Origin of the sequence: Streptomyces sp. NPDC021224, assembly GCF_044332905.1 — a bacterium.
Classification (GTDB): domain Bacteria; phylum Actinomycetota; class Actinomycetes; order Streptomycetales; family Streptomycetaceae; genus Actinacidiphila.
The window spans coordinates 351,289-375,943 of the sequence record NZ_JBIRPW010000003.1 but is presented as its reverse complement, the minus strand read 5'-3'; the positions used below and the strand labels follow the sequence as shown (position 1 = coordinate 375,943).

The following is a 24,655-nucleotide window of genomic DNA, read 5'->3' as shown; positions in this document are numbered from 1 at the left end:
CGCGTCCCGCAGCGGTTCTACGGGCGCGGCACGTTGCGCAGGTTCGAGCGGGCCAGCTGCACCATCTTGCCGACTCCGCCGTCCAGCACCACCTTGCCGACCGACAGCGCGAAACCGCCGATCTGCTCGCCGGTGATCTTCGGCGGGATGGACAGCGCATGCGGGTCGGTCACCACGTCCACCAGTGCCGGGCCCTTGTGCCGGAAGGCGTCCCGCAGCGCCGCACGCAGCTCCTTGGGCTTCTCCACCCGCACCCCGTACGCGCCCGCCGCGCGCGCCACCGCCGCGAAGTCCGGGTTGTGGTTGGTGGTCCCGTACGCGGGCAGGCCCTCGACCATCATCTCCAGCTCGACCATGCCGAGCGAGGAGTTGTCGAACAGCACGACCTTCACCGGCAGGTCGTACTGCACCAGGGTGAGGAAGTCGCCCATCAGCATGCTGAACCCGCCGTCGCCGGACATCGACACGACCTGCCGCCCGCGGTCCAGGAACTGCGCGCCGATCGCCTGCGGCAGCGCGTTGGCCATCGAGCCGTGCGTGAACGAACCGATCACCCGGCGGCGGCCGTTGGGCGTGAGGTAGCGGGCCGCCCACACGTTGCACATCCCGGTGTCGACGGTGAAGACCGCGTCGTCGTCGGCCTCCTCGTCCAGCACCGAGGCCACGTACTCGGGGTGGATCGGCCGGTGCTTGTCGACCTTGCGGGTGTAGGCCTTGACGACGCCCTCCAGCGCGTCGCTGTGCTTCTTCAGCATCCGGTCCAGGAACCGCCGGTCGGACTTCTCCCGCACCTTCGGGGTGAGGCAGCGCAGCGTCTCGCCGACGTCCCCCCACACCGCGAGATCCAGCTTCGAGCGGCGGCCCAGGTGTTCGGGCCGCATGTCCACCTGGACGATCGCCACGTCGTCGGGCAGGAAGGCGTTGTAGGGGAAGTCCGTACCCAGCAGGATCAGCAGATCGCACTCGTGCATCGCCTCGTACGCGGCCCCGTAGCCGAGCAGCCCGCTCATGCCGACGTCGTAGGGATTGTCGAACTGGATCCATTCCTTGCCCCGAAGCGCGTGCCCCACCGGCGACTTCACCCGCTCGGCGAAGGCCATGACCTCGTCGTGCGCGCCCGCGGTGCCGCTGCCGCAGAACAGGGTGATCCGCCGGGCGCCGTCCACCATGCGGGCCAGCGCGTCGAGTTCGGCGTCCCCCGGGCGCACCGTGGGGCGGCGGGTGACGAGCGCGTGCTCGATGCTGCGCTGCGGCGCGGGGTGCGCCGCGATGTCGCCGGGCAGGCTGATGACCGCCACGCCGCCACGGCCCACCGCGTGCTGGATCGCCGTCTGCAGCACCCGCGGCATCTGGGACGCGCTGGAGATCAGCTCGCTGTAGTGGCTGCACTCCGCGAACAGCCGGTCCGGGTGCGTCTCCTGGAAGTAGCTCGTGCCGATCTCGCTGCTGGGGATGTGCGAGGCGAGCGCGAGCACCGGGGCCATCGAGCGGTGCGCGTCGAAGAGCCCGTTGATGAGGTGCAGGTTGCCCGGCCCGCACGACCCGGCGCACGCCGCGAGCCGCCCGGTCAGCTGCGCCTCCGCGCCCGCGGCGAACGCGGCGGTCTCCTCGTGCCGCACATGCACCCATTCGAGCGACCGGGTGCGCCGCACGGCGTCCACGACGGGGTTGAGGCTGTCGCCCACGACCCCGTACAGCCGCTGCACACCCGCGCGCACGAGGATGTCGACGAACTGCTCGGCCACGGTCTGCTTCGCCATGTACCCATCTCCGCACGAGTCCGGCGGCGCCGCATCCGCGGTGCGGCTCCCCGGGGGGCGAGGTGGGCGTCACGGGGCCGTGCGGGTCAGGCGTCCCAGACGGTCACCGCCGTGCGGTCGTCGGCGTAGCCCTTGACGCGGGTCTGGACGTCGGCGAGGTAGCCCGCGAGGCCCGGGGCGCGTCCGCCGCCCCAGCGCTCGGCGAGCAGCGCCGCCAGCTCCGGCTCGCCCCGCAGCGGCTCGGCCAGCCCGGCACTGCACATCACCAGGGCGTCACCCGGCTGGGCGGACGTCGCCCGGAAGCGGAAGGGCGAGCCGTCGTCCTCCGGGGCGATGTCCAGGTCCTGCCAGGCGCCGTCCCGCACCCGGAAGAGCCCGCCGTCGCCGACCCCGAAGAAGAGCCGGATCGGGCAGCGCGGATCCACCGGCAGCAGCAGGCAGCGCAGCGCCGCGGTGTACGCGCCCTCCTCCAGGCCGAGATCCTCGCCACGCGCCCGCAGCCGTCCGTAGCAGCGGTCGGTGAGCCGGTGCAGACCCGACTTCAGCGCGCCGCGCCGGGCCGCCCGCAGGTCTCCCGCCAGCCGCTCCCGGCTGCGGCCGACCGCCGCGGCGATCCACCGCACGGCGTCCTGCGCGGCACGGTGCGCGTCGTCCGCGGCCCGCGCGCCGCTGGCCATCGCGACCAGCAGCAGGGCGTCCTCGCCCGAGCCGAAACGGGCGGTGAGCAGCGCGTCGCGACGCGGCTGGCCGCGGTAGCGCGCGGAATCCCCGCGCAGGCTGACCGTACGCAGCGTCATGCCCGCGTACTGCGCGCCGTCCAGCACGGTGTCCGGCACCAGGCCGTCCAGCCCGTCGGGATCGGCCTCGGGCCACGCGGTCGGCTCGGCCGCGTACGTCGGCGGCCCGCCGCCCACCACGGTCGCGGCCGGCTCCTCCTCCCCCGCCGCCACCCACCCGGGCGGCAGCTCGGGAGCCCAGCGCACGGTGCCCTCCGTGAACGCCGTGTCCCCCCACGCCCCGTCCCCGGCGGGCGGCAACTCGGCCCGCACGGCGGGCGGCTCGATCGCGGCGGGACCCGCGCCGGGGGCGACCCCACCGGCCGCGGCCGGCCGCAGCGCGGGCGCCCCCGCGGGATCGGCCCCCTCCGCCGGGGCCACGGGCGCGGGCTCCGCCTCCGTCTCCGGCACGGCACGTCCCGGCGACGCGAACGCGTCAGCGAGCGAGCGGTACGCATCGGACTCACCCCCGCGCCCCACCCCCGGCCGCGGCACCCCGACCCGCACCCGCCCGGTCGGCACCTCGGCTCCACCCTGGGGTGAGTACGCCCCGCCCGGCGCACGGTAAGGGTTCTCCTCCTCCCGGGAAGCCGCAGCACCCGGCCCGCCGGTGCCCCCGTCAGGCCCCGCAGCCGCCCCGTCGGACACGACCGGTTCGGCCCCGGCAGCGGCAGCGGCAGGCGGTGCGAACGGCTCGCGCCCGGTAGCGGAAGGCTCCATCGACGGCGAGTACGGCCCGGAACCACGCGGCACGGCAGGCGCCTCAGGGACAGCCGCCCCAGCGGACGACACGACCGGCCCGGACCCAGCAGCAGGCGCGACCGGCGGCACCGCAGACCCGGCAGGCGGCGGGCTCGGCTCCGGCCCGGCAGTGGGAGGCGCCGTCTCGGGCTCGCTCGCGGGCGGGGGCTCGCTCGCGGGTGGGGTGCGGTAAGGGTTCTCCTCGGGGGCGACACGGGGTGGGCGGGGCGGGGCGTACGGGCCGCGTTCGGCGGGGGCGGGGGTCGACCAGGGCTCCGCCGGGCTGAACGTGGCGTCAGGGCCCGGCGCGGGCGGGCGCTCCTGCTGCTCGGGGAAGCGCGGCACCGGCCACCCCGCGGGCGGGGCCGACGCCCAGGGTTCCGCCGGGGCGGGCGGCGCGGCGCCCCACTCCGGGGCCGCGGGGGCCTCCTCCGGCTGCCCGGCCCGCGGCTCCGGCTCGGGTCGGGGCTGCACGGGGCGGCCCTCCGCCGTTCCGGGCCGCGGCGACCACACGGGCCAGCGGCGCGGCTCCTCGGCCCCTGCCTCCGCCTCTGCTTCTGCCGGGGGCCCGGAAGCCTGGGCGTCGGTCCCGCCCACGTGGTCCTCGCCCGGCGAGGGGAACATCGGGCGGGCCGCCCACGCGTCCCACGGCGGCGCCTCGGCGCCCCGTTCCTGCGCGACCTCGTCCGGCGCCCGGCCGCCCTCGTCCGCACTCGCGGACCCGGCCGACGACGGCGCGACGTCTCCCCGGCCTTCCGGCGGAACGGCCCCGCGCCCGGCGGACTCGGGCGAAGGCACCCCCGGGACCATCGGCACGCGCTCTTCACCCGCGGGCGCCCCCGGCGGCACCGGTCCTCGCTCGCCCGCCACCGCGCCCTGCGGTGGAGTCACCGCAACGGCCCGCCCCGGCAACCGCACCACCGGCACCCGCGGCGCATCCCCCGCCGCCCCCGGCCCCGCGGACGCGCTCGGTGCGGCCCCCGCAGCTCCACCCCCCGCCTCCGGCGGGAACGGCGCGTCCCCCGCGCCACCTCCCTCCGCCCCGGGCCCGGCAGGCGCGCCCTCCTCCGGCGGCACCGGCTCATCCACCGCCTCCGGCGGAACCTGCGCGGGCGTGCGGGTCGGGCGGGGCCAGGACGGGGGCGGGGGCGGCGGCACCGGGCGGCGCAGCCGGAGCGTTTCAGCAGGGGGTGACGCCGGGGGCGGCGGGGACATCGCCGTCAGCGCGGTGTCGAAGTGCTCGTCGACCGAGTCCGGCGCGGGACCTCCCGCGCCCCCCGCACCGGCCGCGCCGCCGGCCTCCTCGTCGTACAACTGCCGCCACCAGTCGTCCTCTTGACGCTTCGGTGAGTCCCCCTGCTGCCTCATGCCCTTATTGTCCACCGCCGGGCCCGCCGGGAAACGTGGAATCGCCGCACCGCGCGCCACCCCGCGCCGTCCACTCCCCCACCGCACCCGCCCCACCAGCACCATCGCCCGGCTTCCCGCGGACACGGCGGCCCGTACCCGTACGGAGGTGCCAACCTCCACCCGCGGCGGCGGGAAACGCGCGGATCCGGCAGGGTGGGGCCATGGGGACCGCACAGACGGGGCTGATCGGCGTCGTGATGCTGCTCGGCCTGGTGTGCGTACCGGTGCCCGGTGTCCCGGGCACCCTGCTGTGCTGGGCGGCGGTGCTGTGGTGGGCGACGTCCGAGCACACGAGCCTGACGTGGGGCGTGCTCGCCGGGGCCACGGGGGTGCTGGCGGTCGCCCAGGTGGCGCTGTGGCTGCTGCCGAACCGCCGTATCCGCGCGTCCGGTCTCACCTGGCGCACGGTGATCGACGCGGGGGCGGTCGCCATCGCGGGCTTCTTCCTCGTGCCGGTGCTCGGCGCCGTCCTGGGCTTCGTGGGCTGTCTCTACGTGTCCCAGCGCGTCCGGCTGGGCGGCGGCCACCGTGCGGCGTGGGGTGCGACCCGTACGGCGATGCGCGCGGTGGGCACGTCCGTGCTGGTGGAACTGCTGGCGTGCCTGCTGGTCGCGGGCACCTGGCTGGGCGCGGTGATCGCGTCCTGAGCCCCCGCCGGGGAGGTCTCAGCGGTGGCCGAGGACGTTGACCACCTGCCCACTCGGGTCCCGGGCGAAGAAGCGCCGCACGCCCCACTCCTCGTCCTGCAACGGGTGGACGATCTCCGCCCCGCTGCGCAGTACGCGGGCATAGACGGCGTCCACGTCGTCCACCTCGATGCTGATGTCCGGGCTGACGGGCGCGGTCGCGTCGGCGGACATCACGCTGAGCTGCGCGGACGGTTCGACGGGCGAGGCGAACGTCATGATCCAGCCGTGGTCCATGACCGGCTCCAGGCCGATGAGCCCGTAGAACTCCCGGCTCTGCTCGGCGGCCGGGGAGTGGACGACAGGCACCACACGGCGTACGGACACGGTCTGCTTCCCTCCGCTGACGGCCGGGCCCGTGGACAAGCGGACCCCCGTCCATTCCACCACGCCCGCCGCCGCTCCCCGCAGATCGACCGTTGACCCGGCGCTGCGCGGGTAGGCGCGGTGCATGAGCGGCGTGGACGACGCGGACGGCGCGGACGGCGCGGCGGGCCTGGCGCACCCGGTGGACCCGGCGCACCCGGCGGGCGGCGCGGGCCCGACCCTCGGCGTGGAGGAGGAGTACCTGCTCCTGAACCGGGAGTCGGGGCGGCCCTGCCCCCGGGTGGACGAGGTGCGGTCCGCAGCCCGGGACATCCCCTTCCTGCACCGCTCCGAGGTAGGCAACGAACTGCTCCAGGCGCAGATCGAGATCGCCACACCGGTGTGCGGCGATCTCGCGGAGGTGGCGGGCCGGCTGACCCGGCTGCGCGAGACGGTGGTGAGCGCGGCGGACCGCGCGGGCTGCCGGCTCGCCGCGACGGGCGCGGCCCCCTTCGCCCCCGAGGGCGCCGTGCCGGTGAGCCCGGAGCAGCGGTACCGCGACATGCGCGCCCAGGCGGGGCGGCTGGTGGACGAGCAGCTGATCTGCGGCATGCATGTGCACGTCGCCGTCCCGGACCGGGAGCGCGGGGCCGCCGCGCTGGGCCGGATCCGGCCGTGGCTGCCGGTGCTGCTGGCGCTGGGGGCGAACTCGCCGTTCTGGGACGGCCGCGACACCGGCTTCGCGGGCTGGCGCACGATCGTCAGCGACCGCTGGCCGGTCACCGGGCCGCCGCCGTACACCGCGGACGGCGCGGACTACGCGCGGGAGACGTCCGCGCTTCTCGCCTCCGGGGTGATCGCCGACCTGGGGCAGGTCTACTGGCATGCCCGGCTGTCGGAGAGCTACCCCACGCTGGAGGTGCGGGTGTGCGACGTACAGCTGGACGCGGACGCCGCCGTCACCCTGGCGGGCCTGGCCCGCGCCCTGGTCGCGACCGCGCTGCGGGAGGCGGCGGAGGGCACCGAGCCGATCGCCTCCGGCGACGCCGTCCTGCGCGCCGCCGCGTGGCACGCCGCCCGGCACGGCGTGACGGGGACGCTGGTCCACCCGGTGCGCGGGACGCTCGCCCGCGCGGACGAGGTCGTGGACGCGTTCACCGCCCGGCTGGCCCCGGCGCTGCGGAGCACGGGCGACCTCGCACGGGTCACCGCGGGCGTGGACCGGCTCCGCGCACAGGGCGGCGGCGCCACCCGCCAGCGTGCCGCCGCGGCCGCGTCGGGCCTCGACGGTCTCCTGCGCACGACCTCGGCCGCCGGCACGGGATGACGGCGGGAAGACGGCCGCCGGCACGGGATGGCCTCCGGCCGCCGCACCACCCCGTCACCGACGGCACGCCCCCGTTGCGAGGCCCGCCCACCCGACCGAACGCCCCGCCCTACCACCCCCGCCCGAGGCCGGGCGACCGGCGGCCTCCGCCCTGCGACCTGGGCGGGGCGCCCGACACGCCCTACGCCGTGCGCCCGATGCGGGCCCGGTGGGGCGGTGGCAGGGTGGGCCGCATGACGAAACCGAGCACGCGCACCGAACTGGACGACGCCGAGCTGGCCTATCTCCGGGGGCAGCGCCTCGGGCGGCTCGCGACGGTGGACGCGAAGGGCCGCCCGCAGAACAACCCGGTGGGCTACTTCCTCCGCCCGGACGGCACGATCGACATCGGCGGCTATTCGATGGGCACCACGAAGAAGTGGCGGAACGTCGCCGCGAACGCGCATGTCTCGCTCGTCGTCGACGACATCGCGAGCGTGACGCCGTGGCGGGTGCGCGGCGTGGAGGTCCGCGGCACCGCCGAGCAGGTCGTCGGCCCGCACGACCTCGGGGCGCACATGAGCCCCGAGCTGATCCGGATCACCCCGTACGCGATCATCAGCTGGGGCGTGGAGAACTGAACCCGCGGTCCCCCGGCCCCCCCGGGGGAGTCCGCCCGGGGTCCCTCCCCCCGGCTCCGGCCAGGACAAAGCTCACGCTGTGAAATAAGAGAGCGCTCTCACGCACGCCCGGTGACCCGTTACGCTGTCGGTGTCCGTACCGATCCCGGGATTTTCTGTTATCCGCGTGCGAAGGAGCCCTCCTCGTGTCCGACCCGACGTTCGCGGCCCGCCCGACGCTTGAGGAAGTGGCCGCCCGCGCCGGGGTCTCGCGGGCGACGGTCTCGCGGGTGGTCAACGGCAGCGAGGGCGTACGGGCGCCGCTGGCCGAGCGGGTGCGCGCGGCTGTCGACGAGCTGGGCTACGTGCCCAACCAGGCCGCCCGCACGCTGGTGACCCGGCGCAACGGCGCGGTCGCCGTCGTCGTCGCCGAGCCGGAGACGCGCTTCTTCGCCGACCCCTTCTTCGCCCAGCAGGTGCGCGGCATCAGCAAGGAACTGACCGTCCACGACAACCAGTTGGTGCTGCTGCTCACCGAGGGCGCCGCCGACTACCAGCGGGTGGGCCGCTATCTGGCCGGCGGCCATGTGGACGGGGCGCTCATCTTCTCGCTGCACGACGACAACTCGCTGCCGGAGATGGCCCGCCGGGCGGGCGTGGCCACCGTGATAGGCGGACGGCCGGGCTGGTCGGACGCGGTGGCCGGGCCGACGACGCTGTACGTCGACTGCGACAACCGCGGCGGCGCGCGCGACGCCGTACGCCATCTGCTGGGTCTGGGCCGCCGCCGTGTCGCGCACATCGCGGGCCCGCTGGACCAGACCGCGTCCATCGACCGCCTCGACGGTTTCCGCGACGTGCTGCCGAACACCGACCCGGCGCTGATCGCCGAGGGCGACTTCACCCCCGAGGGCGGCGCCCGCGCGATGGAGCAGTTGCTGGAGCGCGCTCCCGACCTGGACGCGGTGTTCGCCGCCTCCGACGTCATGGCGTCCGGTGCGCTGCGGGTGCTGCGGCGGCGCGGGCTGCGGGTGCCGGAGGACGTCGCGGTCATCGGCTTCGACGACATCGTGTCGGTGGCGGAGTGGACCGACCCGCCACTCACCACCATCCGGCAGGACATCGAGGAGATGGGCCGCATGATGGCGCGGCTGCTGCTGCGCGCCCTGGAGTCGCCGTCCGGCGACGGCGTCGCCCCGATCCCGCTCGCGCCGATCGTCACCCCCACCCAACTGGTGGTGCGCGCCTCGGCGTGACGGCCGGGCTCCTCCGACCGACCCCGACGACCCCGACGGCTCTGACGGCTCGCGACGACTCCGGACCGGCGGGCCGTCACGGTTTGCGCGGGGCCGTCCCGTTCGGGTGGGCGGCGGGTGAAACCGGTTGCGAGCGGTGTGGGTTGGGAACGACGGGCAACGGGAAGGTCACGGTCAGGCAGCGAACGTGAGGGAGCGGTGAAGGCCGCCCCAGAGGACGAGGAGGACTGCCATGGCCTACTCCGTGATTCTCGGAGTCGTGATAATCGCGCTCGTGGTGGCCGTCGTCATCGGCTCGTTCTGGAGCGCGGGCAGCCCGCTCGGGTCGCGCCGCCGCCAGGGACGGGGCGGCGGCGCGGGGTGAGAAGGGCCCTGCGGGCGGGGGCTCATGGGCCCGCGCCCGCAGGGGAGTTGTGGGAGCCGGGGTACGTCTGGCGTCCCGGCTCTCAGACCGTACGGCGGTGGCCACCCCCTCCGCTGCGCTTGCGCTCGTACATCTCCCGTCCGGCCGCCGAGCGCATCTTCCACTCGCGGCGCATCTCGGCGCGCAGCCGCTGGTCGGTGCGTGAGGCGATCCAGGCGTTCTCGCGCAGCAGTTTGCGGTAGCTGTCCAGGCGCCGGTGGGTGAGGCGGCCGTCGTCGAGGGCGGCCCGGACGGCGCAGCCCGGCTCGGTGTCGTGCGCGCAGTCCTGGAAACGGCAGTCGGCGGCCATCTCCTCGATCTCGGCGAAGACCTGGCCGACGCCGTCCTGCGCGTCCCACAGTCCGACACCGCGCAGTCCGGGAGTGTCGACGACGGCCCCGCCGCCGGGCAGCACCCGCAGGTCGCGGGTGGTCGTGGTGTGCCGGCCCTTGCCGTCGGCGTCCCGGGTGGCCTGCACCTCCTGGACGTCGTGGCCGACCAGCGCGTTGGTCAGGGTGGACTTCCCCGCGCCGGACTGCCCGAGCAGGACGGAGGTGCCGTCGCCGATCACCGCGGTGAGCGCGTCGAGCCCCTCGCCGGTGGCGGAGCTGACGACCAGCACGTCGACGCCGGGCGCGGCGGCCTCGGCGTCGGCCCGCAGGAAGGAGGTGTCGGCGACGGTGTCGGCCTTGGTGAGCACCACGACCGGCCGGGAACCGCTCTCCCAGGCCAGCGACACGAAGCGCTCCAGCCGCCCGAGGTCGAGATCGGCGGCGAGCGAGACGCACACCACCGCGTAGTCGGTGTTCGCCGCGAGCACCTGCCCCTCGGAGCGCTTGGAGGAGGTGGAGCGGACGAAGGCGGTACGCCGCGGCAGCAGCGCCCGGACGAACAGCGGGTCGCCCGCGGCGTCGACGGCGGCCCAGTCCCCCGTGCACACCACCTTCATCGGGTCGGGCGGCATCACCAGTGCGGTGTCCGCCCGCACCTGTCCGCCGGGGGTGACCAGGTCGCACTGGTCCCGGTCCACCCGCACCACCCGTCCGGGCAGCAGCCCCTGCGCGGCGTACGGGGCGAACTCCGCCTCCCACACGTCGTCCCAGCCGTAGGGCGTGAGGGCGTGCGAGGAGGCGTCACGAAAAGCGAAAGTCAACGGGAAACCCTTCACAAGGGTGGCCCCGGCGTCCGCGCGCCCAGCGCGCAGGAAGAAGGAAGGAAGGTCAGCCGGAGACCACGGGAGTGCATGGCACGATCTGCTGAATTCGGGCAGCGCCCAGCGCAACGACAGCCATCGGTCCACACCTCCTCGCTCGCTCGAACGGCCGGTACGGAACCCGTGGCAGATCCCGTACGAACACCAGTGACGGTAGCGCCCCCCGCGGTCGCGCGCCACAGAATTGATTCCGGCACGCTCCCGGGCCCGGGCGTCGCCGCGACGCCGGTCGGGCCCGCGACGCCGCCGGAGGTGCCGGACGAGGGGACGCCCCGCCGAGGGGATTGACATGAACTCGATTAGTTAGGAAAGTTTCCTAACGCTCATTCTCCTCCACCCCACGGGAGTTGTGATGCACTTCCTGAGACGAACCCTCGCCACCGCGGTCGCCACCGCCTGTACGGTCCTGGGCCTCGCGGTCGCCGGCAGCAGCGACGCACGGGCCGCGACCGCGCCGGCCAACCCGTTCCCCACCCATGTCACCTACAAGGTCGGCGTCAGCCCGTCCGCGAGCCGGTCGGCCCGCGACGCCGCGGTCGAGAAGCAGTACGACGCGTGGAAGAGCACGTACCTGGTGCACGGCTGCGCGTCGAACGAGTACTACGTGTCCACGAAGGGCGACGGCGACGCGCCCCACAACGGGCCGGTGTCCGAGGGCCAGGGCTACGGCATGAACATCGTGCCGCTGATGGCCGGGTACGACCCCGACGCCAAGGCCGAGTTCGACGGCCTGTGGCAGCTCGTCAAGGACCACAAGGACCAGTACGGGCTGATGCAGTGGCAACTGGACGGCTCCACCTGCAAGTACGCCGACAGCGGCACCCCCGACGCCGCCACCGACGGCGACCTCGACATCGGCTACGGGCTCGTCCTCGCCGACCGGCAGTGGGGCGGCTACACCGCCGACGCCAAAGCCTGGCTGGCCGCCGTCTACGCCCACGACGTGACGTCCGACGGGCATCTGAAGTGCGAGGACGACGGCCCGTCCACCGACACCCGGCCGTCCGACATGATGCTGGACCACCTGCGCGCGTTCGCCGCGTACGACACCGCGCACGACTGGAACAAGGTCGTCACCCGCACCGAGGCGATCGTCACCGAGTTCACCGGCGCGTACTCCGCGGCCGACGGTCTGCTGTCGGACTTCGTGGTCAACGCCCAGACCACCAGCCCCAAGCCCGCCCCCGCCGACTACCAGGAGGACCAGCCCGACAACATCGTCGGCTACAACTCCATCCGCGTGCCCTGGCACATGGGCACCGACGCCCTGCTGTACGGCGCCACCACCGCCGCGACCTCCTACGCCGACGCGAAGAAGTGGTCGGCGTGCGCCAAGTCCGTCTCCGGCGGCAACCCGCAGAAGGTCTACCCGCATCTGAAGCTCAACTGCGCGGTGCAGTCGACCTCCGACCAGGCCGAGGAGGCAGGTGACTCGGTCGGCCCGGCGGCCATGGCGGCCGGCGACCAGGCGTGGACCGACGCGATCTGGAACCAGCTGGCCGGCAACCCGTTCGGGGACGGGTACTTCGGCGAGACGATCAAGACCCTCGTCTACCTCGTCATGGCCGGCGACTACTGGAGCCCCGCCGCGGCCTCCGCGCCCGCCGACGACTTCTCGGTGAGCCTGTCCCCCGCCTCCGGCAGCACGGCCCCCGGCGGTACGCAGAGCTCCACCGTCGGCACCCAGGTCACCTCCGGCGCCGCCCAGTCCGTCGCCCTCACGGCCACCGGCGCGCCCGCCGGTGTCACCGTCTCCTTCAGCCCGGCCACCGTCACCGCGGGCGGCACCGCGGCCATGACCGTCTCCGCCGGCTCCGGCGCGGCCGCGGGCACGTACCCGGTCACCGTCCACGCCACCGCCGCCTCCGGCAGCCGCACCGCCGTCTACACCCTGACCGTCACCCCGGCCGGGGGCGGCTGCACGGCCGCCCAGCTCCTCGGCAACCCCGGCTTCGAGAACGGCGCCGCTCCCGCCCCGTGGACGCAGAGCTCCACCCTGGGCTTCGCGCCGGTCAACGACGACACCGCCGACGAGCCCGCGCACAGCGGCAGTTGGGACGCCTGGACCAACGGCGACGAGTCACCGGACACCGACACCGTCGCCCAGCAGGTGACCATCCCGGCGGGCTGCGCCGCCACCCTCAGCTACTGGCTGCACGTCGACACGACCGAGAACACCACGACGGCCCGCCCCGACACCTTCACCGTCCAGCTCCTCGACCCGGCGGGCACCGTCCTGACCACCCTCGCCACCTACTCCAACCTCGACCACGCGAACGGCTACACCCAGCACACCGCCGACGTGTCCGCCTACGCCGGCCGCACGGTGACCCTGCGCTTCACCGGCACCGAGACCGACGCCAACGGCGGCACGACGTCCTTCGTCCTCGACGACACCGCCCTCACCACCCGCTGACCCGGCACCGGCGGGCGCGTCCCCGGACCCGCGCCCGCCGGTCCCCCGCACGGGCACGACCCCGGGGGTCCGCGCGAAGTGCCCTTTCGGGACGGCCGTTCGGCCCCGGGGGGCCTGGTTCCGCGGGCGCCCGTGGCGTAAGGAAGAAGGACCGCTTCAGCTGAGTGAGCATCCGTGTGGGAAGAGGTCCCCTTGCGCGAGCAGGACAAGACCAGAGAGCAGGAGCCCGCGGGCCGCAGGCCGGCCCGCAGGGCCACAGCGGGCGGCGGGGCTCCGGCCGGCGGGCTGCTCGCCGTACAGGGCTCGGCCGGGAACGCCGCCGCCGTCAGGATGCTGCGCGGCGCCGGGCGGCTCGCCCCGCCCGGCGGCGGGGTGCAGCGCTCCGCCGTGCACGACGTCCTGCGCCGCGCCGGACGGCCGCTCGACACCGCCACCCGCACCGACATGGAGGCCCGGCTCGGCGCGGACTTCTCCGACGTCCGCGTCCACGACGACGCCGCCGCGAAGGCCTCGGCGGCCGAAGTCGGCGCCCGCGCCTACACGTCCGGCAGCCATGTCGTCATCGGCGAGGGCGGGGCCGACGCGCACACACTCGCCCACGAGCTCACCCACGTCGTCCAGCAGCGGTCCGGGCCGGTGGCCGGGAAGGACGACGGCTCCGGGCTCAAGGTCTCCGACCCCTCCGACCGCTTCGAGCGCGAGGCCGAGGCCAACGCCACCCGCGTGATGCGGGCACCGGTCCGCACGGTCGCCGCCGCGGAGGAAGAGGCGCAGACGGCAGCGGGCGCCGCGGAGGCGGTGCAGACCGCACCGGCCAAGGGCTTCGTGCAACGCGTGCTGAACCACACCACGGCGCCGACGACTCCCGACTTCGCCATCCCGGTGGACACCCGCGGACGGGCCGTGCGCTCGGAGATCCTCACCGACGGGAGCCTGAGAGGCACTCCGGTCTCCCAGGACCCGCCCGGCTACGACTACATCCGCTCGCTGAACAGGACCAGCCAGTGGATCCGCTTCCACCTGGTCAACCAGAAGGCGGGCGGGGTCGGCCTCCGGGGCAACCTGGTGCCCGCTTCGGGCTCCGACAACGGCAGGTACGAGCGCACCATAGAGAAGGACCTCAAGAACGACGTCACCGCGGTGCAGAACACGCCCGGCGCGTACGTCTACTTCTCCGCCACCGTGCACTACAACTCGGCCGTCCCCACCACCGCGAGCCCCGCACAGCTCAACACCGCCGACACCTTCGTCACCGACATCGACATCGTCCACAAGCTGTTCGATCCGGCCGTCGGCTGGGGGCCGGGCAGCCACGACGCGGAGAATTTCGCGTTCAGGGACGGGCAGCCGCCGGACACCCGGGTGCCCGTGCAGCTCAGGAACGTCACCCTCGACCAGCTGAAGGCCTACACCGGGCTCCCCTCGGGCTCCAGGATGTGGGACCAGAACGACCTCGGCTTCCTGCACAGCATCGCGACGAACGGCAGCCGGAACACGGAGTTCCTGGGCCACGTGGCCAACCCCGCCGACCCGGCCTCCCTCGATGCCGCCTTCTGGGCGATCCCCTTCTCCGCGCCCCGGGCGAACGCCCGGCAGGCGGCGGCCGCCGCGACCAACGCCACGAAGTTCGCCGACCGCATCACGGAGAAGAACGGCGGATTCGACGCCCTGGACACGTTGTGCCACACCATCGCGTCCGGCCTGCTCGTCCTCTGACCCGCCCGACCGCCGTCCGGCGGGTTCCGCGCCGCGCGGCGTAGCGTTTCGTCCGGGACCGGACGGTGAGGAGTGGCAGATGGCGAGTCTGTGGAAGGCGACGGTCGAGGCGGTGGACGGGACCTGTGTCGCGCTCCGCGTCCACGCGGTGCACCCGGACGCCGGTGATGTGCCGGACAGCCCGGAGTTCGCGCTGCGGCTGCTCGCCGACGGCCTGGAGCGTGCGGCCGGCGCGTCCGAGGCGGCGCGCCGCCTCGAAACCCCCGGCGTGCAGGAGCGGGCCCGACAGGTCGTCGGCGAGGTGGCGGTGACCGAGCGGCGCAACCACCCCTTCTCGGAGCAGGCCGCTCAGGCCGCCGTCGCGGACGCCGTGCGCGCCCGCGGCCTGGACCCCGCGGACGGCTCCGCCGGGGAGGCCGCGTTCGCGGCGGAGTGGACGGCGCTGTGGGACGACCCGTCCCGCACCCCCGGGGCGCTGCTGACCGTCGGGCTGCACGATGCCGGGGCGGTGGCGGGGCTGCGTTCGGGCGACAGCTGGGAGTCGGCCGCCTTCGGGTGAGCGGAGGGCGGAACTCCGGCCCCGCACACCCCACTCGTCCCGCGCGGAGCAGCAGGTGAACGGGGCCGACGAAAGGGTCGGAGCAGGTGCTGCGAACCCGCAGCCGGAATCCCCCGAAGGCGTTATATTTCTCTCGCCGACATGACGTCTTGTCAGCACTCGTGTTCACTGGGTGACGCGTACCGTCGGGCCGCAGGGGAGGCGCGCCCGGGGGTGGGGGGAGGGATGGGGATGTCCGTCGCGCTCGTGTGTGCCGCGCCGTGCCCCCGGGCGGCGGCCCCGCCCGGCAGAGGGCGGGGAAGATGAGCGGGGCCGGGTCGGGCTCGCCGTTACCGGGCGAGCGGGCCTTCGGGGCCGCCTCGGGCGCCGCGCTCTGGTCGCAGGCCGCTCAACTGGTCATGCTCGGGGCCCAGCTGACGGGTGACACCGATGTGCTGGACGGTGACGAGGCACGGCTGCTGGAGGTGCCGCGGATACGGCCGCTGCGCGCGCCCTTCGACCGTACGGACGCCGACCGGCTGCTGCGGCGCAACGCCCAGTCCCTGGGCGCACCGGCGCTGGAGTACGCGGGTGACGGGGCTCTCGCCGCGGTGGCGTCGGCGTCGGTCGCGGGCACCGCGGAGCTGCGCCGCCGGCTGTGGCTGACCGTCCGCCGGGCCGGAAGCACGGCCGTGGCGTCCGAGGCCGCCGCGGCGCTGCTGTACGTCGCCGCCGAGTCCCGCGAGGAGGTCCTGCGGGTCCCGGCGGCGGCGGAGGCGACCCGGCTGGGCGGCGGCCGGCCGGACCGCCGGCTGGTGGACGCCCTGGCGGAGGGCCGTGGCGGCGATCCGCTGCTGCGCGCCATCGCGCTCGACGCCCTGGTCCGGACGTCCGGGCCGCCGCCGGACGGCTCGGCGGGCCGCCCGCCGGACGCTCCGGGCGGGTTCGGCCCGCGGCGCGGCGGCACCTCGCTCGTCGTGCACGGCACGTGGTCGCGCATGGCGGGCTCGTGGTGGCGGCCCGGCGGCGAGCTGTTCGACTACCTGGACCGTACGGTCGTGCCGAACCTGTACGCGGACCCCGACTACTTCCGCTGGGAGGGGCTCAACAGCCCCGCGTCCCGCAGCCTGGGGGCGGAGGACCTGATCCGCTGGTCGGCGCTGCACGGTTCGCCGGACCTGGACGTCGTCTTCGCGCACAGCCACGGCGGCAACGTGGTGCTGGACGCGGCGGCCCGCGGCGGGATCAGGGCGCGGCTCGCCGTCCTGATGAGCGTCCCGGCACGGCCCCCCGACCCCGGGGTCTGGTCGGCGGTGCTGCGGCAGGTCAACCGTCTGGTGGGCGTGCGGGTGCACTGCGACCTGGTGGTGATCGCCGCGCGGGGCCGCCAGCGCTTCGGGCCGCCCGTGCGGGACATCACCCTGCCCGGCGTCTGGTTCGACCACCACGCCACCGTCCGCCCCGAGGTGTGGGCGGAGCACGGACTCGCCGCCGAGATCCGGGCGGAACGCGGCCAGGCCGGAACACCCGGGTTCTGACACACGGACGGGGCGAAGGCCGCACCGTTCGGGGCGGGTCGACGCAAGGCCGTGCAAGCCCTTCGGACCCACCGCAGGCCGACCCCGGGTCGGCGGAAGTCAGCGCACGTCAGCGGAAGTCAGCGCACGACAGCGAACGACCAAGGAAGGACGCCGGATGGCACCTCCGGACGCCTACGGACCCTCATTCAGCCCCGACGGGGCCTCCCAGGAACTCCAGGACCTGTTCGCCGGCATCGCGGCCCGGATGGCGAAGGCCGCGCAGCTCGACCCCGGGGCGGAGCCGCCGCCGCCGGACGGGTTCGCCGCCGCCTCCGCCCGGATCGCGGAGATCGGCCGGCGGTACGCGGAGCCCTACCGGCTCGGCGTCGTCGGGGAGTTCAACGCCGGCAAGAGCACGCTGATCAACATGCTGCTGGGCCGGCCCGGCACGGTCATGGAGGGCGTGGTCGCCACCACGGGCGTCCTGACCGAGCTGTGGTGGGGCGAGTCCGCGTCCGGCGAGGTGCTGGACGAGCAGGGCGCGCCCCTCTTCCAGGGCTCCCTGGAGGAGGCCCGGCGCTACACCGACCAGCGCACCGAGGAGGGACGGTCGGTGCACGGCCGGCGGGTGCGGGTGATCCTGCGGCTGCCCGCGGACCGGCTGCGGAACCTGGTCGTCCTGGACACCCCCGGGCTGAGCGCCACCGAGACCGACGACACCACCACCGAGGAGGCCCTGCACCTGGTGGACGCGGCCGTGCTGGTGGTGAGCGGCCTGAAGCCGGGCGACGACCGGGCCGTCCGGCTCGCCGAGCGACTGCGCCGCACGGGGCGGCGGTTCGTCGTCGCGGTGACCAAGAAGAATCGCATCACCGACATGGCCGAGGCGCTGACCGCGGTCATGGACGGCTTCGGCTTCGCCGCCGACGGCGAGCCGGTCCCGCTGGACTCCGTGGACGCCCTGGCCGCCCTCAAAGAGCTGCGGGCGGCCCTGGAGGGCGGGCAGCCCGAAGCGGTCCTGGCCGCGCAGGAGCACCTGGCCGACACCGGCTACCCTGCCCTGCACGAGCGGCTGTCGGCCTCCTTCTTCGCCGGACCCGCCGGTTCCGACCGCGGCCGGCGGGCGCTGTCCGACGTCTCCGACACGCTGCGGCGGCTCGGGGCGCGGGCGCAGCGCGAGGCCAAGCGGCTGACGGCCGCGGCGGCGGAGGCGGAGGGCGAGCGGACCGAGCACGAGACCTTCGTCGAGACGACCCTGACGGACCGGCGGCGGCGGCTCGACCGCAAGCTGTCGGATGTGGTGGACCTGCACGTCGCCGAGCTGCTCGACCACGTCGCGGAGGCGGCGGAGCTGGCGATCGAGGAGGTCGACGGCCGGGCCCGGCGGTTGGCGGTGCGCGGCATGTGGCAGGGCGTCACCACCTTCTTCACCGGCAAGGAGGGCCCCACCCTCCAGCAGCAGATGCACGACGCGATCCTGGACGCGCTCGGGCCGACCCGCCTCAGGGTCTTCAGCGCGACCCTGCACCGCGCGGCGCTCGACGAGCTGTCCTACGGCTGGAAGCAGGGCGAACTGACCCTCCCGGAGTCCGGAGAGGACCTCACCGCGACCCTGGTCCCGCTCATCGGCCAGGTGACCACCGGGGCCAAGGGCATCGTCGACGAGGCCGGCGACCAGCTCACCGCGTCCGTGACCCGCATGTTCAGCGAGGCCGGTGTCATCTACAGCTCCTTCAGCATGCTGCTCAGCGACCTGGGCATCGGCGCCGCGGCCCAGCGGCGCCGGGACCGGCTGAGCCTGGCCAAGCGCCGCGCCGCCGTGGGCGTCCACTCCACCCGGGCCGGGCTCGCCTTCGACCAGCGGACGTACTACCTGGACGCGAACCTGAAGGTCTTCGAACGCCTCAAGGAGGAGACCCTGCGCAAGGCCGGGGTGAGCGAGCAGGAGAGCGGCCGGCTGCGGACGCTCGCAGGCCGCTGGGAGGACGCCGCCCGGCAGTGCGGCGAACTCGCCGACCGGTGCGACGGACTCGCCGGCGGGGGCGCACCCTCCGCGGCGGGCACGGCCGGATGAGAGGGGACCGCCGATGACCTCCGGGCAAGCACCTCAGGACGACGGACCCGGCCCGGACGCGTCCGTGCCGCAGGTGTGGGAGACGCTGCGTGCCACCGCCACCGCGTACGGCCTGGACCTCGGGCCGCGGGCGGAGGCCCTCACGGACTTCCTCGGCGAGCCGCCGACCTGCTGCGTGATCGGGCGGCCCGGCGGCTTCCCGGCCGCCGAGCGGGTCGCGGCGGAGCTCGCGGAGGCCGGACCGGAGGTGCGCGTACTACGGCGGGAGCTCACCGGGGAGCGGCCGTTGTGCGACGCCGTGGTGCTCGTCACACCCGCCGACCAGGCGCTGTCCGGCGCGGAGGAGGAAGCCGCGCGGCGGGCAGCGGCGGCCGGCTGCGCCGTCCTCGTGCTGGTCACCGATGCCGCGCTGCTCGGCGGGCCCGGCGAACAGGCCGCCGCCCGCAGCGAGATCGAGACGTACCGGCTGGGCCCCGCGCTCGTCCCGCTCCGTGCGCGCTGGCTCTTCGAAGGCATGGACGGGGACGCAGACGCGCTGCCCGCGCTGGTGCGGCAGATCCTCGCCGAGGAGGCGGGGCGGCGGCACCGGCGGGCGGCGCTGCGGGCGCTGACCGTGCTGGCCGCCGAGGCCGTCGGGGAGATCGGCGGACGTGCCGCGGGCCGCCGCCGGGATCTGGAGCGGCTCCGCGAACTGCGCGCCCGGCAGGGGACGGTCACCGGTCTGCTGGCCCGTGAGGGTGAACTCGCCCGGCTTCGCGCCCTCGACACGATCCGCGCCGCCGACCGGCGCCTCTCGGCCGTCTCCCTGGACGTCGGGCAGCGCGCCCAGCAGTGGGCCGAGGCCGGCAGACGGGACGTCAGCCCGTGGGAGGCGGTCGTCGAGCCGCTGCGGGAGGCGTGGCAGGACGTCCGGCGGCAGGCCCGGCGGGCGTTCCCGGACGCGTGCGCGGGCTTCCGCGCGGAGTGCGGGCGGCTGCTCGACGACGACCGCCGGGCCGCCGCCGAGCTGTCCGTCGCCGCACCGGACGCTCCGCTGTGGGAGGACCCGCGGGCCGTTGGCGACCTGGTGGCGGCGCTGGCCGCGCTCGAACGGTCCGGCCTGGACGGCATGCTGGACCGGCTGCGCCTGCGCGCGGAGGACGCGGCGCCGTGGCCTGCCGGCCGCGACCGGCTCCGCCACGGGCGCTCCGGTGACCCCTGGGCGGACCCGGGCGCCGACCGCCGCGCCGACCCGTGGGGAACGGGCGGCACGGGCGCCACGTGGGGGGGCCGCTCCGCCAGGGGCGACGGCGGTACCTGGCCGGGCGGCGGGGCGTCCACCACGGGGGACATCCCCGACTTCGCCGTGGGCGGCGACTCCGCGCCCCCACCCGGCCACGGCTCCCGCCGGGACGCGGACCCGTGGGGCACGACCGGTGCGCCCTCTTCCGGCGGCACAGGGTCAACTCCCCCCGGGCAGCACGCGGAACCCGGCACCGACCGGCCGGAAGACGGGCCCGACGGCACCGGAGATACGGGCGGCGCAACCGGCTCCGGCACGGGCGGCACCGGCGGCACGGGCGAGGGGCAAAGCCCTTCCGAGGACCCGAAGACCGGCACCGGCACCGGCACCGGCACCGGCACCGGCACCGGTGAGCAAGGCGCCGCTCCCGGCGACGACGGCGCCCGCCAGGACAAGCCCCGGGAGGGCGGCCCGCGCCCGGACAGACCCTCGGCCTCCACCGTCCGTCCGGCGCTGCGGGCGCTGGGGCAGGCCCTGGCCCGCGCGGCGGAGTCGGCCGCGCCCGCGGAGGGCGGCCCCGAGATGGCCGAACTGCTCCAGCGCGGGCTGGAGACCGTCGTCGTCCCTCAGGTCAAGGAGCTCTTCCGGACCGTGGGGACAGCCGTGGCCGAGGCCGCGCGCAGCGACGCCGAACGCGTGGAGCGGACCCGTTCCGGATGGCTGGACGCCGTGCAGGAAGCGCTCGGCGAGCGGCACGCGTGGACGGCGGGGCTCGCACGGCTGGAGGAGCTGAACACCTGGTGCCGTACGGAGGAGCTCCGTGTCCCGTGAGCGGACGGCCGTGCTGCGGCTCGCCGGGCAGGCCGCGGAGGTCTCCCGGCTGGCCGCGGCGGCGCTGGGCGGGGAGGGGGCGGAGGACGCGCTGCCGCGGCCGCCCGGTGCGGCGGGGACGGTGGCCGTGGTCGGCCCGCGGGACTGCGGGAAGACGACGCTGGTCAGATCGCTGCTGGGCTGCGGTCCCGGGGACGCCGCCGCCCTGGCGGCGCTGGACGCGCAATGGGCGGGCCCGGTCGCGTACGTCCACGGTCCCGGCCCCGGCGTCGAGGTGCTCGGCTGGGACGGCGCCCACTGGCGCCCGGCGTTCGGGACGCCGGGAAAGACCGGGAAGCGGGCCGCGGAGGTGCGGGCGGTGCGGGTACGGGTCGCGTCCGAGGTGCTGAAGGGCGGCCACCGGGTGGTCGACGTGCCGGGATTCGACGGAGTGCTCGGCGATCTCGCCGGATACGCCGCGGAACTCGCCGAGCCGGGCGTCGGCGTGCTGTACGTGCTGCCCGAACGCGGTCTGTCCGAGGTCGACGTGCAGGCCTTCGAAGCGCTGCGCGGCAGGCGGCCGGTGATCGTCCAGGGCATGCGGGACGAGCAGTTGACGCCGAGCCGGTCGCTCGTGCAGCCCGTGGAGGTGCCGGTGCCCGACTGGCCGCACGCCCTCCCGCTGATCGTCTCCGGGCCGTCCGGTTCCGGCGCCGCCCCCGACGCCCGGTCGCGCGAAGTGCTGCTGGAGTGCCTTGCGGTGCTGCGGGCCGGGTCACTGCCGCCGGGCACCGCCTCGGCGCTCCTCGCCTGGACGGGGGAGGTCGCCGCCCGGCTGCCGGCGGTGGTCGCCGAGCGGGCGGCGGCGGCCCGCGGCGACGCGCGGGCCGACACGGCGGAGCGGCGGGTCGCGGCGTGGGGCGCCCTGGCCCGGCTGCTGCGCGACACCCGTACGCTCGCCCCGCTCGACGGCCTGCTGGAAGCCCTGCGCCGGGACGCCGGGCTGACCCGGGCGGTCGGCGCGGACGCGCTGCGGGCCCGGGTCGCACGCGCGGCGCCGGAGCTGGCCGACCGGTGCAACGTACGGGCGGGGCGGCGGCGCACGGGCCCCGACCGCCCGGAGCAGGCCCCGCAGACCGACTTCGCCCGCGGCTATCTGCGGGCCCGGGTCGATCTGCACGAACTCGTCGCCAACCTGGCCGCGCACGCGGCGGCCCTGGAACTCATCGAGAAGGAGACGGAGGCCCTCCTGGGCATCCGCCAGGACCTGGCGTCCGACTCGATCGAGATCGCGATGCTCGGGCGCTTCACGTCCGGCAAGTCGGCGCTGGTCAACGCGGTCCTCGGGCAGCCCTTCGGCGACCGCAGCCGCACGCTGCTGCCGACGAGCGTCCGGCCGGAGACCGCGACCGTCAACGAGGTCTCGTGGGCCGGCAACCAGCGGGTACTGGGGGTGGACTGGCGCACCCGGGCCGATCTGGTCTTCCTGGCCGCCGAGCCGGGCCGGCCGCCGCGCTTCCGGGTCCGTCCCGACGAGATCGCGGCCTTCGACGCCTGGCTGCGCAGCCGTCAGGTGGCCCCCGAGGACTGCACGTTCGAGCTGGTCCGGGGCCGGGCCGAGCGGTCCGCCGCGCAGCGCGGCGACCGGCGGACGGCCGGGATCTTCGACGGCACCGTGCGGCTGCTGCGTTCCCTCGGCGCGCACGGCACGCTCCCCCATTTCGTCTACCCGCACGGCACGGCCGACCCGGACGGGCGGGTCCTGCCCGACGAACCGGTGGCGGCCCGGGTCGAGGTGCACGCCTTCGCCGGGGAGCCGTGGACGAAGGCCACGAAGCCGGGCACGGTCGCCGAGACCTTCCGGCGGGTCCAGGAGGATCTGGGCGTCGCCCTGCGCATCGGCACCCTTCGCCTCGGTTTTCCGCTGGAGCTGCTCAAGTACGTCACCTTCATCGACACCCCGGGGACGGACTCGCCCAAGCCGCACCACGCGGAGATCGCGGGCGGGCTGATCACCGACCGCAAGTGCACGGTGCTCTACTGCATCGCCGCCGGCAGCCCGGGTGCGCGGGAGGACACCGAGAACCTGCGCAGGGTGCTGCGCCATCTGCGCGGCCGGGAGGGTCTGGCGCGGCTGTTCGTGGCGGTCACGGCCGTCGATCTGGAGCAGCCGTCGGACCTGCCGGAGATCCGCCGCAAGGTCCTGGACCAGCTGCGCGCGCTGGGGGTCGCCGCGCCCAAGGTGTATCTGACCGACGTGCGCAACCGCAACGGCGGCTTCCGCGACCTGGTGCGCGACCTGGGCGACTTCGCCGCCGCCGACCGCCGCCCGCATCTGGTACTGCGCGCCCGGCAGGTGAGCGCGCTGCTGGCCGAGACCGACCGCAGGCTCGCCGCCGACGTACGCCTCGCGCACGCGGGCGCGGCGGCCAGGGCCGCGACGCTGGCCGAGGTGGACGCGCGGCTGTCCGCCCTGGTGAGACTGCGGAAGGAAGCAGCGGCCTCCGCCGAGTGGGGCCTGCCCTGGGTGCTCGACCGCGTGAAGCGGGCCGTCGCCCTCGACCGCAGGCAGACGGCCGGACTGGTCAACGGGCTGGGGGGCGCCGCCACCTACGACGACGCCGAGACGGACGTGCAGGGCGCCCTGGACCGGCTCGACGGCACGGCGCGCCGGGCCGTCACGGAGCTGCTCGACCTGCTGGCCGACAACGTCCGTGAGCGGGCCGAGGCGGCGGGCGTGACCTCACCGATCAGCGAGGTGCCGGCCCAGCCGGCGGGCGCCCTCTTCCCGAGCGCCCCGGTGGTCGCAGCCGTCGATGCCGCCGTCTGGCGCACCCGGTGGCAGCGCACGAAGGACTTCTTCTCCGGATCGGTCGGCGGCAGCGACACCGAACGCAACCGGGCGCGGGTGGTGGCCGCGTGGGAGGAGAGCGACAGGACGGGGCTGGCCGCGCTGACCGGCCGCGCGCGCACCGGCTGGCGGCATCTCGACGGCGAGATCGCCCGGCTGATCGATTCCCTGCTGGCACAGCGTCCCGCCCTGTCCCAGCCGATGTCCCGCGCCCGGCTGGACGAGATCGGCGCGATCCGTGCGGACCTGGAGCGGTGGCGGGAGCGGCTGGCCGCGTACGAGCGGACCGTGGACGGCGGAGAACGGAGGACGTCATGACGGCGATCGGTGACCATGAGCGGGAGACGGCCCAGTTGCTGGCGGCGGCGGTCGCGGAGACCGTGCACCTCGCGGTGAAGCCCCAGCTCAAGCCGGTGCTGGACCGGTTGGACCAGCTCGGCGAGGAAGTCGGCGGCCTCCCGGCGGCCGTGGCCCGGGTCCGTACGGCGGTGGACGGCGTCCCGGCCGTGGTCGCGGTCGGCGTGGGCGACGAGGCCGCCCGTATCCGCGAGGAGCTGGGCACGCACGAGCAGTTGCTGCGGGCGCTCGACGACCGGCTGGGCCTGGTCGCCGAGCGCGCCGCGGCCCTGGAGCGCCGGCTGTCCTCCCTGGAATCCGCTGCCGCGGCCGCCGCGGAGGACACCGGCCGTGCCCAGGACGTCCAGACCACCCGGCTGTCCACGCTCAGACGCGAGGTGCTGATCGTCCTGTCCGTGACCCTGCTCGTCTCCCTGGCCGCCCTGGTGGCCTCGGTCGCGGCCGCCCGCACCTGACCGGCCACCCGCTCCGGCCGCGCGGCCGTGGCGTGCCGCCGGGCCCGGTGGCGCGCCACGACCGCAACGGGCTTCCTGTGCACAGGCATTGACACCGCTTCGCGGCTCCGTGAAACTCCCCCGGGAGAGCGCTCTCCAAGCTTCCTACGAGGCCCAACCCCCCATGGAGATGCATATGAGCCTCCTGTCCCCCTTCCGGCGGGGCGTCCGGCGCAGAAG

Annotated in this window: 17 protein-coding genes; 13 read left to right on the top strand and 4 right to left on the bottom strand. The window is 75.4% G+C overall.

Translation table 11 applies throughout. The features are described 5' to 3' along the window. Positions 1–17: 17 nt before the first annotated feature. A complete protein-coding gene (locus tag ACH4PY_RS10110) occupies positions 18–1,760 on the bottom strand; it encodes a pyruvate dehydrogenase (protein ID WP_398178404.1) in 1,743 nt (580 codons plus the stop codon). Between the two features lie 86 nt (positions 1,761–1,846). After that, positions 1,847–2,947, bottom strand: a complete 1,101-nt coding sequence (locus tag ACH4PY_RS10105) for a protein phosphatase 2C domain-containing protein (protein WP_398178401.1) — start codon at positions 2,945–2,947, stop codon at positions 1,847–1,849. Between the two features lie 1,901 nt (positions 2,948–4,848). Here ACH4PY_RS10105 and ACH4PY_RS10100 point away from each other — a divergent pair. Next, entirely contained in the window at positions 4,849–5,334 is a 486-nt protein-coding gene (locus ACH4PY_RS10100; RefSeq protein ID WP_398178398.1) for a DUF456 domain-containing protein, read from the top strand. Between the two features lie 18 nt (positions 5,335–5,352). Here ACH4PY_RS10100 and ACH4PY_RS10095 read toward each other — a convergent pair whose 3' ends face one another. Further along, a complete protein-coding gene (locus ACH4PY_RS10095) occupies positions 5,353–5,700 on the bottom strand; it encodes a VOC family protein (RefSeq protein WP_398178395.1) in 348 nt (115 codons plus the stop codon). 124 nt (positions 5,701–5,824) lie between these two features. Here ACH4PY_RS10095 and ACH4PY_RS10090 point away from each other — a divergent pair, with 124 nt between their 5' ends. The 4 genes from ACH4PY_RS10090 to ACH4PY_RS10075 all read left to right on the top strand — a co-directional run bounded on the left by ACH4PY_RS10090 (position 5,825) and on the right by ACH4PY_RS10075 (position 9,225). Next, positions 5,825–7,006, top strand: a complete 1,182-nt coding sequence (locus ACH4PY_RS10090) for a glutamate--cysteine ligase (RefSeq protein ID WP_398178392.1) — start codon at positions 5,825–5,827, stop codon at positions 7,004–7,006. Between the two features lie 233 nt (positions 7,007–7,239). Further along, positions 7,240–7,626, top strand: a complete 387-nt coding sequence (locus ACH4PY_RS10085; RefSeq protein WP_398178389.1) for a PPOX class F420-dependent oxidoreductase — start codon at positions 7,240–7,242, stop codon at positions 7,624–7,626. 185 nt (positions 7,627–7,811) lie between these two features. Beyond that, entirely contained in the window at positions 7,812–8,861 is a 1,050-nt protein-coding gene (locus ACH4PY_RS10080; RefSeq protein ID WP_398178386.1) for a LacI family DNA-binding transcriptional regulator, read from the top strand. Positions 8,862–9,093: 232 nt separating this feature from the next. Then, positions 9,094–9,225, top strand: coding sequence for a hypothetical protein (locus tag ACH4PY_RS10075; protein WP_398178383.1), 132 nt, complete (start codon positions 9,094–9,096; stop codon positions 9,223–9,225). An 82-nt stretch (positions 9,226–9,307) separates the two neighbouring features. On the opposite strand, the gene rsgA is transcribed toward ACH4PY_RS10075, so the two are convergent. Beyond that, entirely contained in the window at positions 9,308–10,417 is a 1,110-nt protein-coding gene (rsgA, locus tag ACH4PY_RS10070) for a ribosome small subunit-dependent GTPase A (RefSeq protein WP_398178380.1), read from the bottom strand. A 412-nt stretch (positions 10,418–10,829) separates the two neighbouring features. Here rsgA and ACH4PY_RS10065 point away from each other — a divergent pair, with 412 nt between their 5' ends. From ACH4PY_RS10065 to ACH4PY_RS10030, 8 genes are all read left to right on the top strand, one after another. Next, positions 10,830–12,893, top strand: coding sequence for a glycosyl hydrolase family 8 (locus ACH4PY_RS10065; protein WP_398178376.1), 2,064 nt, complete (start codon positions 10,830–10,832; stop codon positions 12,891–12,893). A gap of 192 nt (positions 12,894–13,085) precedes the next feature. Continuing rightward, a complete protein-coding gene (locus tag ACH4PY_RS10060; protein WP_398178373.1) occupies positions 13,086–14,609 on the top strand; it encodes a DUF4157 domain-containing protein in 1,524 nt (507 codons plus the stop codon). Between the two features lie 79 nt (positions 14,610–14,688). After that, the gene (locus ACH4PY_RS10055) at positions 14,689–15,168 is read left to right on the top strand and encodes a hypothetical protein (RefSeq protein ID WP_398178370.1); all 480 of its coding nucleotides are present in this window, start codon (positions 14,689–14,691) and stop codon (positions 15,166–15,168) included. Positions 15,169–15,470: 302 nt separating this feature from the next. Continuing rightward, positions 15,471–16,685: a hypothetical protein gene (locus tag ACH4PY_RS10050; protein WP_398178367.1), complete on the top strand. Its 1,215-nt coding sequence runs from the start codon at positions 15,471–15,473 to the stop codon at positions 16,683–16,685. 157 nt (positions 16,686–16,842) lie between these two features. Continuing rightward, entirely contained in the window at positions 16,843–18,741 is a 1,899-nt protein-coding gene (locus ACH4PY_RS10045; protein WP_398178364.1) for a dynamin family protein, read from the top strand. A gap of 13 nt (positions 18,742–18,754) precedes the next feature. After that, on the top strand, positions 18,755–20,794 hold the full coding sequence (locus ACH4PY_RS10040) for a hypothetical protein (protein WP_398178361.1): 2,040 nt from the start codon (positions 18,755–18,757) through the stop codon (positions 20,792–20,794). Next, positions 20,784–23,942 carry a hypothetical protein gene (locus ACH4PY_RS10035; RefSeq protein WP_398178358.1) on the top strand — a complete coding sequence of 1,053 codons (3,159 nt, stop codon included), beginning with the start codon at positions 20,784–20,786 and terminating at the stop codon, positions 23,940–23,942. Before ACH4PY_RS10040 ends, ACH4PY_RS10035 begins: the two co-directional genes overlap by 11 nt. Then, the gene (locus ACH4PY_RS10030; protein WP_398178355.1) at positions 23,939–24,436 is read left to right on the top strand and encodes a hypothetical protein; all 498 of its coding nucleotides are present in this window, start codon (positions 23,939–23,941) and stop codon (positions 24,434–24,436) included. Before ACH4PY_RS10035 ends, ACH4PY_RS10030 begins: the two co-directional genes overlap by 4 nt. Positions 24,437–24,655: the final 219 nt, after the last annotated feature.